Origin of the sequence: Micromonospora pallida (assembly GCF_900090325.1) — a bacterium.
GTDB lineage: Bacteria > Actinomycetota > Actinomycetes > Mycobacteriales > Micromonosporaceae > Micromonospora > Micromonospora pallida.
The window spans coordinates 792,341-807,000 of sequence record NZ_FMHW01000002.1 but is presented as its reverse complement, the minus strand read 5'-3'; the positions used below and the strand labels follow the sequence as shown (position 1 = coordinate 807,000).

The window sequence follows — 14,660 nt, the reverse complement described above, 5'->3', positions numbered from 1 at the left end:
ACCCACCGGGGTGTTCGACGATGCCGGATGCGCCTCCGTAGCGCTGGCTAGGGCCGGACTGTCACGACCCTGCTCTCACGCTCGTCGGACTGTCCCCATGAGAGCCGATCGGTCCTGGTCCAGACAGGTCGCCGCGACCCATCAGGCAGCCAACCGGACGACGCGCCTTCCAGTCACGAGGGTGAGCGGCGACGGTGGACGCGGCGGCCAACTCGGCGGCGTACTCCCGGACCAGCGCCGGCAACCGGCAGCCCCCGGACTCGTCTGGCTGCACCAGATGCGCATCGGCCAGACCGTCGAGGGTGCGGCGCAACCGAGCGGAAGAGATCCCGAGCTGCCGGGTGACCCGCTCGGGCTGCAGCAGGGCATCGGGCGCCGCGCCGAGCAGGACGAGGAGCCGCCCGGCCACCTCGTCCTCGGCACGGACGGCGGCCACCACGCTGTCGAGGCTGCGCCGTACCGACAGGTCCTCGTAGTCCAGCAGGTCCAGCCGTTCCCGCCCGTCGCCGAGCTGAGCGACGAGGGCCGCCACGGACATGGCCGGGTAGGCGGCCAGGCGCGTGCCGGCGACCCGCAGGGCCAGCACCGACCCCGCGCAGAGACGTACCAGCTCGCCCATGGCCGCCGGGTCGACGGCCAGCCGCCCGCGGTCGACCAGCGCCTCCAGCAGCTCACGCGCACCGATGGCGGCGAGCGAACGCAACGTCACATGCCGTACCCCATCCAGGCTGCCCAGCCGACGCTGCCCGACCACGACCAGAGCCGGACCAGGCCCGGCCGGCAGCAACGCGCGGACCTGGGCGGACCGGGTGACCCCGTCCACCACCAGCAGCAACCGCCGGTCGGCGACCAGCGACCGGAACCAGCCGGCCCGCTCATCGACGTCCTCCGGCACATCCGCGGGGGCGACACCGAGCGCGCGTAGCACCCGAGCCAGCACCTCCCCTGGGTTCACCGAGGTCCGCTTGTCCAGGTCGACGAAAACCTGCCCGTCGGGGAACTCTGCGGCGACAGCGTGCGCGGCGCGTACCGCCAGGGCTGTCTTGCCGCTGCCGGGCGGGCCGGTGATGACCACGGTGATCGGGGCGGCACCGCGCAGTGCGGTAACCACCTTGGTGGTCTCCCGCTCCCGGCCGACGAAGGTGACCAGGTCGGCGGGCAGCTCCCGGGGCACGACCCAGCCGGCAGCCCCGATCGGCCCCGCTGGCGGCACCCGCGCAGCGCTGGCCTGCGGCGACGGGAAGGTGACGCTCGCCGTGGTGACCGGCGCGGGCGCAGGGGTGTGCGCGAGCTCGGATGCCCGGTCGAGCACAGCGCGGTGCAGAGCGACCAACTCGTCACCGGGCTCGATGCCGAGCTGCTCCTCGAGTACCGCCCGGGCGTCCTGGTAGACCGTGAGCGCCGCCGAAACGTCTCCGCACCGGTAGAGCGCCAGCATCAGCTGACCCCAGGCCCGCTCGCGCAGCGGATGGCCAGCAAGATGCCTGCGCAGCTCAGATAGCAGCTGCCCGTGGTCGCCAACCGCCAGCCGCGCCTCCGCGAGTTCCTCGAAGACCTGCAGCCGCTGCTCGTCGAGCCCGGTCCACCAGCTGTCCAGCGCGGTGCCCCGCGGCAGACCCTCGCCGGACGGGCCGCCCCACTGCGCCAATGCGGCGGTGAGGGTCGCGACGGCGCTGGCCGGGTCGGCCGCGGCGAGCAGGGCGCGTCCCTCGTCCGCGAGCCGGTGGAACTCGGTCACGTCCAGCTCGTGCGTCGCCAGCCGCAACTCGTACGCGTTGCGGTGCGCTATCAGGCGCCCGCCCAACGTCCGCCGCAGAGCAGCAACATGCGACCGCAGATTCGCTACGGCGGAGGCCGGCGGACAGGCGGCCCAGACCATGTCGGCCATTCGCGGCAAGGAGACAGCCCGATTGGCCTCCAATGCCAGAGCGGCGAGGACGGCCCGGCGCTTCGCCGCACCCGGCGCGATGACCTTGTCGTCAACGCGCAGCTCCACGGTGCCCAGAAGCCGGATCTGTAGTTTCATCGTGCCGCTCCCCCGTTGGATCCCGAGCCAGGCTAAGTGGGCCGTTTCAGGCGCAACAAGGAAGAAAGCCGATATTTGATAGTGGCAAACGTCTATGAGAATGCGCGGCGTGTTGGTGTAACGAAAAGGGCCTGGGAAACGCTTCTAAAGACCATCACGTAGAGTCGCCGCCAGCGCCACGCCCCTGCCCGGCGCGACCGAACGGCGAAGTACCCCGATTTCGCCCACTGAAACGATGACTCAACGGGGGAAGTGATCCTGCGTCAGTCCACACCGCAGAGCCCAGTACGCCAAGCAGCCGGATGAGCAGGGAAAGACACCGTCCGGGCATGACGGTTCCGCCAGTCGGGTGACCATCCCCAGGCACCGCCCCTGGATGGCCGACTCGCACTGGGTCCATGGCCACCCCGGCTATCGCCGCCGCCACGGCGACACGAGCAGCCGCACCACATCCTCTCCCCGACCGAAGATCCGCGAAGACCATCTGCTCGACTGCATCCAGCACGACCGGTTGCTCGACCGCCACCATCCCGCGCTTCGCAGCCTTGACTCGGAGACCAAGGGCAGCACCTGGTCTGGAGCCATCGCTGGTGGTCATAGCGTCGATGGCCGCCATCTCCTCGCTTCCGAGGGCCAAGTCAAAGATGCAAGGTTCTCGTGAATGAGTGCCGAGAGCCCCTGACGACACGCCCCGCTTGATTCACATCGGGACACTGTCTGACCCTCCGCATAGCCTGCGGTCACCTCTAGTGATCCTTGACTCCGTGCTGGCTGAGAAGGACACCGGTGGCGCACACGGACCCGGAAGGCCCGGGTCTCCCCTCCGTCTCCGAGGAGTAGACGTGGGGCACATCCTGCTCAGGATCCTCGCTGGCGCGGCCCTCGTGTTGGCGCTCGTCGGCGTCGCTGGGGCTCCCGCCCATGCCGAAACCCCGGCCGTGACCGCGTCGTCGCCCTGCTACGAGCCCGCCTACGGCAACAGCTGGGTGTACTGGACGATCACCAACAACACGTCGACTGACATCGAAGCCGCCATCACCAACGACACCGCGTATCCATACCCCCCGGTGTTCACCGTTCCGGCGGGCGGCAGCGTCGTCCGGGAAACGCTCGGTGGCTACAGCGTCGACGTCACTGTCGGGGGCGTGGTTGTAGCCTCTGCCTCAGTCTCCCCCGAAGCGCTCAGGGCATGTGGCACCACGGCGACTACCTTCAACCTGATCGTGGACTGCCGTCCGAGCCCGTACCAGGTCACCCTTCGGATCAAGAACGCGACCGCCGAGGCCCGCCAGTACAAGCTGGTGAAACAGCGCGGCGAGGAGCTGACCGGAACCGCTCTCCCTGGGAACACCTTCATCACCGAGGACTGGGTGAAGCCGACCGACCGCTGGTCGCTGGAGATCGCAGGGTACAAATACGTCCGGCTGGTCAACGAGCCCCCGCTCTGCGACGCTCCCACGCCCACGCCGACGCCAACCCCCACGTCAACGCCCACGCCGACCAGCTCCAGCACGCCGAAGCCCACCTCCACGCCGACGCCGATGCCAACTTCGACGCTGCCGCCGACCGCCGTCCCAACCAGTCCCGCGCCGTCCCTCGCCCCCGCTTCCAACGTCTCCGGTCTCGACGCCGGGAACGGTGTGCTCAGTGGAGGACTCGCCGGCCTGCTGGTCGGCTCGGCGCTCGGGTTCGCCACCGCCATCCGGTTCCGTCGCCGGGCTGGCAGGGCAGAGTAGCGAAGCCAACCGCCGCCCCAGGCACACGACGACGCCCGGTTACATACCGGGCGTCGTTCCGCTACGGCCCTTGTCGGTCGACCTATCGAGCAGTTGCCCCGCTCGTTGCCCAGTTCATGCCAATCCGACGGGTCGCTGATCTGCTCCACCTCGCTCGCCTCGCTGCTCACCGGCCGATCTTCCGTGCGTCCACCGCCGCGACGGCTTTTCGTCCTTCTCCGGCACTTCGACCTTGTCCACCCGCAGGCCGGCATCGCGGCCCCGCATCCTCATCTTCGTGTCGTAGGTGACCAGGCGGATCGGCCGGCCGGCAAGAGTCTGGATTTCCACGGCGCGGGCCACAATCTCGGCGTCGTTGTGCGGTAGCCGCGTGTGCCCCGGCGGGTCGAGGACAACCTCCACGGTCACCTCACCGCGGGGTTGCCCGGTGTCGGAGAAGTCCACCGGTCGAATCACCCTGCCGGGCTGCGGCACGATCCGGTCGATGTACGAGACGGCGTATGCGGCCCGGTAGCCGCTCCCCGCCGCCGGCCGCCACTCCTGCTCGTCCGCATCACAGACGGCCAGTCGATCCCGCACGCTCACATGGGCCTCGTATACGGCGAGAGCACTGTGCCGCTGACTACCGACACCGCCGTGTCGGCCAGTCCACTGTGTAAAGCAGGCGGGAACGGGGCAGGGACTACCCGCGCGCGGAAGATGCGCCTTCACCAACACGCCTATGGTCACAAGCAGGCGATGTGAGCCGCGCGCTCTCGGCTGCCGGCGGCTACAGTCAGGCCGACGCCGTCGTGAACCCCTACGCAACGAGCGCGAACCACGTCGACGAGCCGGGAGAGCTTCGCGATGGCGAAGTACGAGCCCCTGACCGACTTCCTGAAGCGGCACGATCGAGGCGAGATCCGGATGTCGTTCCAGCGGCTTGAGGAAGTTCTCGGCGCGCGCCTGCCTGCGAGCGCCCGATACGACCGGACCTGGTGGGGCAACACTCCCCCGGACACGCGTCCTCGCCGGGCGGTCCGCAGGTCAGCGCCCGTCGCGGACAGCGGCGACGGCCTCGACCTCGACGAGCTGGTCGTCGTACCCGAGCACGGCCACCCCGAGCAGCGTGCTCGGCGGCTCGTGGTCACCGAACGCGTCCCGGACAACCTCCCAAACGGCCACCAGATCGGACCGGCAGGGCGACGCCACGTAGACGGTGGTCTTGACAACGTCAGTGAGCAGAGCGCCGGCCGCCGCGAGAGCGGTCTCCAGGTTCGCCATCACCTGCCGGGCCTGGCCAACCGGGTCACCCGGCGCAACGGTCCGCCCCTCCGCATCCAGCGGACAGGAACCGGCAGTGAAGACAAGCCGGACCGGCGGCTCAACCATGGCCGCATACGCGTACCCGGCGACGCCGCAAAGGGCAGGCTCCCGAATCAGTCGGGCAGGTGAGGTCACGGCGGCGACGCTACATCGTCGAGGTACAGGCCACCGCCGGACCGTCCGGGGTCGCCGGCCTGACCGTGGTCGCCGCGGTCGCCGGTACGGCCGCCCCGCAGCTCGACGCGGTGCCCGGCCGACACCCCTTGAAGATGTGGCGCACCGCATCGTTGATGCTACTTTCCGTGTTGTAGACTCATCGACAGTTGCCACGGGCCGCCGATCCGGACGGCCCGGCCGACCCGCCAGTCCAATGGGGGGATTCACGTGGATCGCAACCAGGCCCGATTGACGACCACCGCTCCGCTGGCCGATCTCCGACGCACTCCGCTCGGCAAGATCCCGCTCTCCCGTGCCCGTGCGGTGGCGCTGTCCGACACCCGCACCGTGGACCAGCCGGCCCGCGTCGATGTCGCAGCCTTCGGCTCTTCGATCTGACGCCGGTAAGCCCGCGCCGCCCGGCACCCTGAGCCAGTACGTTCTCAAGATCGTCAGTCGGTGTGACCTGTCCTGCGACCACTGCTACGTCTACGAGCACTCCGACCAGTCCTGGCGCCGTCAGCCGCACACCATGTCGCCGCAGACGGTGACGGCAGCCGCCCGGCGCATCGCGGAGCACGCCACCGCGCACCGGCTCGACGTCGTGCGGGTCGTGCTGCACGGCGGTGAGCCGCTGCTGGCCGGGGCGGTCGGGCTCGCCGCCGTGGCGAGCGAGCTGCGCCGCCGGCTCGATCCGGTGACCCGGCTGGACCTGCGGATGCAGTCCAACGGGGTGCTGCTCACCGAGGAGATCGCCGAGGTGCTGGTCACCCACGGCGTGGCGGTCGGCGTCTCGCTCGACGGTGACCGGGCCGCCAACGACCGGCACCGCCGCTACGCCAACGGCGCGAGCAGCCACGAGCGGGTGCTGCGGGCCCTCGCGTTGCTGCGCCGTCCGGAGTACCGGCCGAGCTTCGCCGGGCTGCTGTGCACCGTCGACCTCGCCAACGAACCGGTGCCGGTCTACCGGGCGCTGCTCGCCGAGGAACCGCCGCAGATCGACTTCCTGCTGCCGCATGCCAACTGGGATCGCCCACCGCCACGCCCGCCCGGCGCCGCGACCCCGTATGCCGACTGGCTGCTCGCGGTGCACCGGGCCTGGACGGCCGACGGGCGCCCGGTGCCGATCCGCCTGTTGGACTCGTTGCTCGCCACGGCGGCCGGCGGTACGACCCGTACCGAGGCGCTCGGGCTGGCCGCCGCCGACCTCGCGGTGATCGAGACCGACGGCAGCTACGAGCAGGTCGACTCGCTGAAGTCAGCGTACGATGGCGCGCCCGCCACCGGTCTGGACGTCTTCCGGCATCCGGTGGAGGCGGTCGCCGCGCACCCGATGATCGCGGTCCGGCAGGCCGGTCTGGGCGGCCTCTGCGCGGCCTGTCGGGCCTGCCCCGTGGTGCACCAGTGCGGCGGTGGGCTGTTCGCCCACCGCTTCCGCACCGGCAGCGGTTTCGCCAACCCGTCCGCCTACTGCGCCGACCTGCTGCACCTGATCCGCGGCGTGACGGGCGGCCTGGACGCGCCGGAGCTGGCGGGCCCAGACACCGCGATGCCGCCGGCATCGGCCCGTCCAGCCGGCCCGGTCACCGTCGTGCCGGCGGCATCGGCCGACCCCGAAAGCCCGGACCCCGCGCTGCCGGCATCCGGCCGGTCGGTCCGTGGCGCGCCGGTCGACGACGGTCCGGGACCGGACGCCCTGAACCCGGCGGTGCTCGACGACCTCGGCACCGGGTACGGCACCGAGACGTCCGTCCGTCAGCTCACCGAGGTGCACCTGGCCAAGACCCGTGCGCTGCTGGTCGCGCTCAGCCCGGCGACGAGCGGGCACCCGCTCGCCGGGCCTGCCTGGGACCGCCTGGTCGAGCTGGACGTCACCGTCCCGGCGGCGGTGATCGACGTGTTGGCCCACCCGTTCGTCCGCCGGTGGGCGCAACGCCGCATGCAGACGCCGGCGCTGGCTGACCTCGGCCGGCTCGCCGCGGTGGCCGCCGCAGCGGCGATCCGCGCCGGTGCCCCCGGCGACCTCGACGTACCGCTGCGCGACGGCGTGCTCAGCCTCCCCACCCTGGGCGCGCTCAGCTGGCCGGACGCGACCGGCCCGGTCACCGTCACGGCGGTGCCCGGCGGCTTCCGGGCCAGCGCTGGCGGCCGGACGGTCACCGTGCCGGTCGATGGCGTCCCGCTCCGACCGGAACCGGTCGGGGTCGCCGCCCCACCGGGTGGCCCGGTTCAGCTTCGGACAGAACCGGTCGGGTCCGGCGTGCCGCCGGGCGGGCGGATCGAGCCGGCCGGGTGGCGGCCGGCGCGTTGGGCCGAGGATCCGGCCGTGCTGATCGAGGACGTCGACCCTTACCGCGACAGCTACCAGGACCTGGTAGTGGCGCCCCGGCTCAGCTCGGCCGCCGCCGCCCGGTGGGCCGCTCAGCTCACCGCGGCGGTGCGGCGGATCGACACCACGGCCAATGGGTACGCCCCTGGCGTACGGGCGCTGCTGCGGGCCGTCGTGCCGTTGCGGCCGGACCGGCGGGGCCGGCAGCGCAGCGCCGCCGCCGCGTCCGCCTTCGGCGCGGTCGCCGTGACCCCGGTGCCCGACGATGCCGCCTTGGCCGTGCTGCTCGTGCACGAGGTGCAGCACCTCAAGCTCGACGGGGTGCTGGACGTGTGCGAGCTGGTCGACCAGGACGACGCTCGGCTGCTCACCGTGCCGTGGCGGGAAGACCCGCGCCCGGTCGAGGGGGTGCTGCACGGCACGTACGCCCACCTGGCGGTCGCCGATGTGTGGCGCCGACGCCCGGGCGCGGAGGCCGCAGCGCACCACCGCCGCTACCGCGACTGGACCGACGGCGCGCTCGACGCGCTGCTCGGCCTGGGGGTGTTGACCGCAGCCGGTGAGCGGTTCACCGCCCGGATGCGCGCCACGCTGGACAGCTGGTCATGACCGTCGGGCGTGAGACGCTGTGCGCGGGGTTGCTTGGCGTTGCGCACGGCCGACTCCATGATGGTGTGATGGACCGGTTCTGGCGTGGTGGCCTGGCAGCGGTATCGGCGATCGTCGCGATTTCAGGGGTCGCTCTCGTCCTGCTCGGGGAAGGACTGGATCGAGCAGAGAAGTGGGTGTCCATCGCCGGTGTCCTGCTCTCGGTCGTCTTCGGTGGGGCAGGTGCGGTGTTCGGCTTCCTGCACTGGCGACGCTCCGAGATCGCGAAGGAGGTGCCGACGTCTGCTGCTGGGGAGGGCGCGGACACCTCGGCCGTCGCCAGCTCGGCTGGCCCGGTGCCGAGCCCGGACCTGCGCCACGCGCAGGGCGTCCAAGTAGGGGACGGCAACATACAGGAGAACAGGTTCTTCTGACCGTGCAGCCGTCCATGATGCCCTCCGGCGCCGGCCGCTGCTGGTCAATGGTCGGATCTTCTCCTGGTCTCCGCTGGCAGTTCGTCGATCTCGCCGCGCCAGTAGGCCAGGTTGTTGCGCGCGTTGCGTGTGTCCGGGTGGTCGGGACCGAGTACACGTTCCCGATCGGTCACCAGTTGCCGGAACAGGTGCGCCGCTCCGGAACGATCACCTGCCTCACCGGTCCAGCGGGCAATCTGGTATCGGGTCGCCAGAGTGTACGGGTGGTCCGGTCCCAGCACGCGAGTACGGTCTTTGAGTAATTGCGCGAAGTCGGCGAGGGCACCTGCTATGTCTCCGGAGAAGCCGCGCCATCGGGCGAGGCTGTGCCGGAAGTGGAAGGTGTCCGGATGGTCGGGACCCAGCACCCGAATGCCGTCGACCACCAGCTCCCGGGTGGCCTCGGCGGCTCCCTGCGGGTCGCCGGCGATCGCCTGCCAGCGGGCCACCAGGTGCCGGGCCGCCAGAGTGTCGCGGTCGTCGGGGCCGATCAGACGCAAGCGGTCGGCGAGCAGCTCCCGGAACGCCGACACCGCCCCGGGCGCATCTCCACTCTCCCCGCGCACATATGCGAGCCGTGACCGTAGCCGCAGGGTGTCCACATGCTCGGGACCGATGACCCGATGGTAGTCGGGCAGCAGGCGCTCGAAGGCCTCAAGGGCGCCCTGCGCGTCGCCGGCCTCGCCGCGCCACAGCGCATGCTGGAAATGGGCCGCCAGGGTCTCGGGGTGGTCCGCGCCGAGGATGGCCTCCCGCTCTCGGGCGAGCTCTTCGAAGGCGCGGGCGGCCGCAGTGAACTCGCCAGATTCGCCACGCCAGTAAGCGATTTCGTGGCGGGTCTGCAACAAGGACGGGTGATCCTGTCCGAGCTGGGCGGTGGCCAACGCGCGGAGGCGTTCGAAGTAACGGACCGCCGCTTCGACGCGACCCGCACGTCCGAGGCTGGTGCCTGCGCGGAGCAGCAGGGGGTGCCCGCCAGTGCTGTCGTCGAGCAGGACTTGCCGGTGATGAGTCACACCGTGGGCCTCCACGCTCGCGGCGTTGGCCCGGAGGAGCTGAACAAGGTCATGGTCGCGTTCGTTGTAGGGCCATGCCTGGTACAGAGCATCCGCCGCGATACGGACCGTCTCATCGAGTTGCGCCCCGAGCTGTTCACGGGTAGCACGTTGGACCAGCGCGTGTACCCGGATGGGACGTGTCGTTCGGTAGGTGATCAGGCTGAGCCGATTCAGGGCGTGCAGCGCGTCCAGCACCATGTCGGCGTCTACGGCCTCCGAGCGAGCGGTGGAGAGGCTGTCGAGGACAGGTTCAGTGGTGAGCACAGCCACTGGTACACCGTTGGGATCCATCAGGCTGAGGATGTTGAGCACTAGGCCGGCCAGGCCCACAGGGCGCAGTTGATTCGCCAACTCCACGGATATGGACCAGGTCGTTGCGATGTTCATGGACTGGTCGTCGGGGAGCAGGTCGCTCTCGGGCGTCAGATCCATCAGCCGATGTTTGCGGTCGGCAAAACGCCGCCGGTAGGCGGCGCAATCGAGGCCGCGATCGATCATGAATGCGGCCGCCTGCGCGAGCGCCAGAGGAAGGTAGCCGACATCCTCTGCCAACCTACCTGCCGCCTCTTCGTCGGCGGCGAGTGAACCGAGCTTGCATTGCAGGTACTGCGTCGCCTCTGTGGGCGTAAAGAGCTCGACCATGATCATTTCTCGACTTCGTGAGGTCATCGCGGCGTCACGACGCCGGGTGGTAAACAGCACCCGCCCCACGGGCGACCTCGGCGGCCACCAGCCCCGCAGGTCACCTGGTGCGGCGATGTCGTCGAGCACGACCAACCATCGTCGGTCCGTACGCTGAAGCCAGGCGAGTAGCGCGATGGCCGCCCTCTCCCCTTCATCGCCCGCTGCTGCGCCAACCGCAGCGGCTGCCTGCACATAGGCAGCGACGACCGCGTCCCGAGTCGAGGCGGTCGCCCATAGCAGGAGATCAACCTCTTCCGCAGCCCACGCTTCGTTGGCCACCTTGGCCGCCAACTGCGTCTTGCCCACTCCGCCGAGTCCGGACAGGACGAGCGTTTGCGACGCCCCATTCAGGCCGTGGATCAGCCGGCGGGGCTGGTAGCAGTCGGCTTCAGGCGGCACCACTCCCACCTGCACCGGCCAGTTGACCGCGGGTGACCGGTGGTGGAAGTGGTTGTGCTGGACGTTGCCGGAGCCAACCTGCAGTCCCTGGCCACTGCCGAGCCGAACACCCGGGGCCGGCTGCTCAACCTCGGTCATGGCCACCGCCCAAGGGGGTCACCGCACCCGGCCCTACCGGTCCTGTCGTGTGGTGAGGTGGCGTCGAGCCGCGAGAGTGATGCGATGCGTCCTGGAGGGCGATCGTCACCGAACTAGATCGCCAAGCCGAACGGCGTACAGCCGATGCGCCGCCTTGGGTCAGCCGTTTCTGGCAGGCGAAACCAGGAACGTCCGGCCGATCTGCGGTGGCCGATCACGGCCCTCGTCAAGGGCGTGTCACGAGATCCGTCCAACTGCCCGTGCGCAACGCTCCGGGGGTCATTCATGCCACCGCGCACGACGACTCCTTCTCGTACACCGGACCGTTCAACTAATGGATATTTGGCAGGCGCCCAGGTCCCCGTGAACGCCGACAGCTTACCTTCGGTGATCTTAAGACTGCAAGAAGTCAGACCATTGTGGCAGGTGCAGCGCGCCGGTGCGCCTGAGGGTTGTGTGCCAAGGTGGTTGGGATGACAGAGCCGATCGACCGTGCTGGGCTGGCCGCCGAACTGCGGGCTGTTGGCCTGACCGAGGGCCGCTCCGTGTTGGTGCACGCGTCGCTGCGTCGGATGGGGCCGGTGGCGGGAGGTCCGGTGACGGTGCTCGCTGCGCTGCGTGACGTGCTGGGGGATGCCGGGACGGTCGTGGTGCCAGCGCAGACTGCGGGCAACTCGATCACCTCGCCGGCCTTCCGGGCCCACACCGCCGGCCTGAGCGCTCGCGAGGCGACCGAGGTCGAGGCGAGCATTCCGCCGTTCCGCCCCGAACACAGCCCGTCGGAGGGCATGGGCGCGCTGGCCGAGCACGTCCGCCGGCAACCGGGCGCGCTGCGCAGCCGGCATCCGCAGACGTCGTTCGCCGCACTCGGTCCGGACGCCGCGGAGTTGATTGGCGTACACGACCTGGAGTGCCACTTGGGCGAGCGGTCCCCGCTCGGCGCCCTGTACGCCGCTGACGCCCTCGTCCTGTTGCTCGGCGTCGGCTACGCCGCCTGCACGGCGTTTCACCTCGCTGAGTACCGGCTCGTCCGGCGGCCCGCGTGGCGCCCGTATCGCTGCTACACCCTCGACGATGCGGGCCGACGGGTCCGGCGCGACTTCCAAGGCCTGGACATGAACGACTCGGACTTTACGCGGATAGGCGTGGCGCTGGATGCCCTGCCATCAGTCCGACGCGGACCGGTCGGTGCCGGCACGGGGCGACTGTTCGAAATCCGGGTAGCGGTCGATTTCGCCGGCCGGTGGATGAGCGACCACCGGCACACAAGGTGATCATCTGTCGATCTGTGCCGCTGCCGCTACTGCCATGTAGCTAGGGCGTCCCGCACCGGACGGGTGCGATGTGTCGCGAGGACGTGTTTCGATGGACGCACATCGAGGAACTCGGCGAGCGGTTCGAGGGGGCCGGGAATGAGGTGGACTGACACTCCCCGCGCCGGCCGGGAGACGTACTTCTTCCTCAGCTACGCCCATTCGGTGCCGCTGTCGGCGGCGGCCCGACCGGACACCGACTTCTGGGTGGCCCGGTTCTTTCAGGACATCAACGCCGCCGTGCAGCGCGGCGCCCGCCAGGACGACCTGGACACCAGATTCATCGACGGGCTCGCGCCCGGGGCGACTCTGAAGCAGTCACTCACCGACGCACTGAGTGTGGTCCACGTGTTGGTCCCGCTCTACTCACCGAACTACTTCAGCAACGCCTGGGCGGTCGGCGAACGGGACGCGTTCGGATCCCGGCTCGAGCGGCTGTGCCCGGGCGACACCGACCGGCACGTCCTGCCGGTGCTGTGGATTCCCTTCCCGCCCTGGGACGACCGGCCGGAGATGGCGCAGGCGGTCGACGTGATCGGTGGCCCCGCCGAGTATGCGGAGCACGGGCTGCGGGCGCTGTGCAAGCTCACCGCCTACCGCCGGCAGTACGACCTGGTGCTCGGTGTCCTGGCCGAGCGGATCGTGGCGGTGGCCCAGACCGCACCGCTGCGCCCGTCGCGGGCCGCACCCGTCGGTGCCGGCCCGTCTCGACGACCCGGGCGACCCGGCGCTGGTGGTGACCGCCCTGGCCGGCTCCGCCGGGCGACGGTGGCGCCCGTTCGCCGGGCGGCACGCGCTGGCGATCGCCGACTGCCCGTTCTATCGCAGGACGGTCCGGGGACGCCCCGGCCGAGCCTGCGCCCGACGACCCACCGGACCAGCGGCGACGAGGGGACGATCGATGACGGACGAGCGCGACGGCCAGGTCGTCACCTTTTACTCGTACAAGGGCGGCACCGGGCGGACGATGGCGCTGGCCAACACGGCCTGGATCCTCGCCGCCAACGGCCAGCGGGTCCTCGTCGCCGACTGGGACCTGGAATCGCCGGGCCTGCACCGGTTCTACGCCCCCTTCCTCGACCCCGACCAGGTCGCCTCCACCGGTGGCGTGATGAACCTGATCCTCGAGTACGAGTCGGCGAACCTGAAGCGTCTTTGGGAAGCCGAGGACGCCGGGCGGCTCCGAGCGGTGGAGTTCCGGCCCGGCGACTGGCACCGGCATATGGCGAGCGCGCGGAAGTACGCCTTCTCGGTCGGCTGGGAGTTTCCCGGCGGCGGCAGCCTGGACCTGCTGCTCGCGGGCCGGCACAACCCGGACTACGCGACCAGCGTCACCGGCCTCGACTGGGACAACTTCTACAACCGGCTGGGCGGCGCGCTCTTCTTCGACTTCCTGCGGGAGGACATGAAGCGGCACTACGACTGGACGCTGATCGACAGTCGAACCGGGATCAGCGACATCGTCGATATCTGCACCATCCACCTGCCGGACGTGCTGGTCAACTGCTTCACTCTGAGCGACCAAGGCATCGACGGTGCCGCCACGGTCGCCGCCCGGGTCCGCTGCTACGAGGGCCGCCGGGCCCGGAGGGTGCTGCCGGTGCCGATGCGGGTGGAGGAGAGGGAGATGAGCAAGGCACAGGCCGGCCGGGCGGTGGCGATGCAGCGCTTCGCCGGCTTGCCGGGCGGGATGACCGACGCGGAGCGGCGAGAGTACTGGCACACCGTCGGGGTCCCCTACCGGGCCTACTACGCGTACGAGGAGACGCTGGCCACCTTCGGCGACCTACCGGGCGGCAGGACCACCCTGCTGTCCGCGTACGAGACGCTGACCAGTTACATCACCGGCGGGCGGATCAGGGCGCTGCCCCGGATGGACGAGGCGCTGCGCCGCCGCACGGTCGCCCGGTTCGAACGCAAGCCCGCCGTCGCCGACGAGCTCGTCGTGCTGCGGCACATCCCGAGGACACCGCCTGGGCTGAGTGGGTACAGCCCGTCCTGACCGGCGTCGAACTACGGGTGGTCGTCGCGGAGGTGGCCGAGCCGGCGCCGGTACGCCCGGGCACCGTGACCCGCGAGGTCACCCTGGTCTCCCGGGCCTACCGCATGGTCGACGGCGAGCTGACCGATCCGCGCCGGGCCGGCACCGGGTTGACCGTGTACGTGGACGACAGCCTGCCGTCGCCGGACGCACCGCCCGGCAGTTGGGTGTCGCTGCACGAGCTGGCCGCCGACGAGGCGGTCGAACGGCTGGTGCGGCTGCTCACCCACCATGAGGAACGCCCTCGAGGTGACCGGGCGGGACACAAAGGGGGGATGTTCCCGCCCGGTCACGAGGGCCACGCACTCCCGTAGTCCTCGTGACCGGGCGGGATCAGGGGGGTGGTGCCACCCAGCCAGAGGGCGTGGTCCTCACCCCACCGGCGGCGCCCTTCCCCCAGCGTTACATCACCAA

The 14,660-nt window shown here is 70.5% G+C and carries 11 protein-coding genes and 3 pseudogenes; 10 read left to right on the top strand and 4 right to left on the bottom strand.

The features are described from left to right. Positions 1–61: 61 nt before the first annotated feature. Positions 62–2,026 carry an AfsR/SARP family transcriptional regulator gene (locus GA0074692_RS03715; RefSeq protein ID WP_091639337.1) on the bottom strand — a complete coding sequence of 655 codons (1,965 nt, stop codon included), beginning with the start codon at positions 2,024–2,026 and terminating at the stop codon, positions 62–64. A gap of 376 nt (positions 2,027–2,402) precedes the next feature. Between GA0074692_RS03715 and GA0074692_RS33770 the strand changes: the two genes are divergently transcribed. Together GA0074692_RS33770 and GA0074692_RS34515 are read left to right on the top strand one after the other, a co-directional pair. Next, positions 2,403–2,687, top strand: a complete 285-nt coding sequence (locus GA0074692_RS33770; RefSeq protein ID WP_141725130.1) for a hypothetical protein — start codon at positions 2,403–2,405, stop codon at positions 2,685–2,687. 103 nt (positions 2,688–2,790) lie between these two features. Next, positions 2,791–3,762 (top strand): hypothetical protein, encoded by a 972-nt coding sequence (locus GA0074692_RS34515; protein WP_176738272.1) that lies wholly within the window; start codon positions 2,791–2,793, stop codon positions 3,760–3,762. Positions 3,763–3,876: 114 nt separating this feature from the next. Here the strand turns inward: GA0074692_RS34515 and GA0074692_RS03705 are convergent, their stop codons facing one another. After that, the gene (locus GA0074692_RS03705; RefSeq protein ID WP_091639332.1) at positions 3,877–4,347 is read right to left on the bottom strand and encodes a hypothetical protein; all 471 of its coding nucleotides are present in this window, start codon (positions 4,345–4,347) and stop codon (positions 3,877–3,879) included. A 261-nt stretch (positions 4,348–4,608) separates the two neighbouring features. Here GA0074692_RS03705 and GA0074692_RS36835 point away from each other — a divergent pair. Beyond that, positions 4,609–4,752, top strand: a pseudogene (locus tag GA0074692_RS36835) (DUF7662 domain-containing protein); the annotation flags it as partial. A gap of 36 nt (positions 4,753–4,788) precedes the next feature. Here the strand turns inward: GA0074692_RS36835 and GA0074692_RS03700 are convergent. Then, complete coding sequence (locus GA0074692_RS03700; RefSeq protein WP_091652521.1) at positions 4,789–5,133, bottom strand: RidA family protein; 345 nt, start codon at positions 5,131–5,133, stop codon at positions 4,789–4,791. A 59-nt stretch (positions 5,134–5,192) separates the two neighbouring features. Here GA0074692_RS03700 and GA0074692_RS33760 point away from each other — a divergent pair, with 59 nt between their 5' ends. The 4 genes from GA0074692_RS33760 (at position 5,193) to GA0074692_RS03685 (ending at position 8,574) form a co-directional block, all read left to right on the top strand. Further along, the gene (locus GA0074692_RS33760; protein WP_141725128.1) at positions 5,193–5,378 is read left to right on the top strand and encodes a hypothetical protein; all 186 of its coding nucleotides are present in this window, start codon (positions 5,193–5,195) and stop codon (positions 5,376–5,378) included. A gap of 28 nt (positions 5,379–5,406) precedes the next feature. Continuing rightward, positions 5,407–5,622 carry an FxSxx-COOH cyclophane-containing RiPP peptide gene (gene fxsA / locus GA0074692_RS03695; protein WP_091639329.1) on the top strand — a complete coding sequence of 72 codons (216 nt, stop codon included), beginning with the start codon at positions 5,407–5,409 and terminating at the stop codon, positions 5,620–5,622. Continuing rightward, positions 5,594–8,161: an FxsB family cyclophane-forming radical SAM/SPASM peptide maturase gene (locus GA0074692_RS03690; protein WP_091639327.1), complete on the top strand. Its 2,568-nt coding sequence runs from the start codon at positions 5,594–5,596 to the stop codon at positions 8,159–8,161. Before fxsA ends, GA0074692_RS03690 begins: the two co-directional genes overlap by 29 nt. Before the next feature lie 68 nt (positions 8,162–8,229). Next, complete coding sequence (locus GA0074692_RS03685) at positions 8,230–8,574, top strand: RIP homotypic interaction motif-containing protein (RefSeq protein WP_141725127.1); 345 nt, start codon at positions 8,230–8,232, stop codon at positions 8,572–8,574. Between the two features lie 44 nt (positions 8,575–8,618). Here GA0074692_RS03685 and GA0074692_RS03680 read toward each other — a convergent pair whose 3' ends face one another. Continuing rightward, complete coding sequence (locus GA0074692_RS03680; RefSeq protein WP_141725126.1) at positions 8,619–10,892, bottom strand: tetratricopeptide repeat protein; 2,274 nt, start codon at positions 10,890–10,892, stop codon at positions 8,619–8,621. A gap of 473 nt (positions 10,893–11,365) precedes the next feature. Here GA0074692_RS03680 and GA0074692_RS03675 point away from each other — a divergent pair, with 473 nt between their 5' ends. The 3 genes and pseudogenes from GA0074692_RS03675 to GA0074692_RS03665 form a co-directional block, all read left to right on the top strand. Further along, positions 11,366–12,166 (top strand): AAC(3) family N-acetyltransferase, encoded by an 801-nt coding sequence (locus tag GA0074692_RS03675; protein ID WP_091639319.1) that lies wholly within the window; start codon positions 11,366–11,368, stop codon positions 12,164–12,166. 138 nt (positions 12,167–12,304) lie between these two features. Beyond that, positions 12,305–12,802: pseudogene (locus GA0074692_RS03670) on the top strand (TIR-like protein FxsC); the annotation flags it as partial. A gap of 304 nt (positions 12,803–13,106) precedes the next feature. Further along, positions 13,107–14,539: pseudogene (locus GA0074692_RS03665) on the top strand (KGGVGR-motif variant AAA ATPase); the annotation flags it as partial. Positions 14,540–14,660 lie beyond the last annotated feature (121 nt).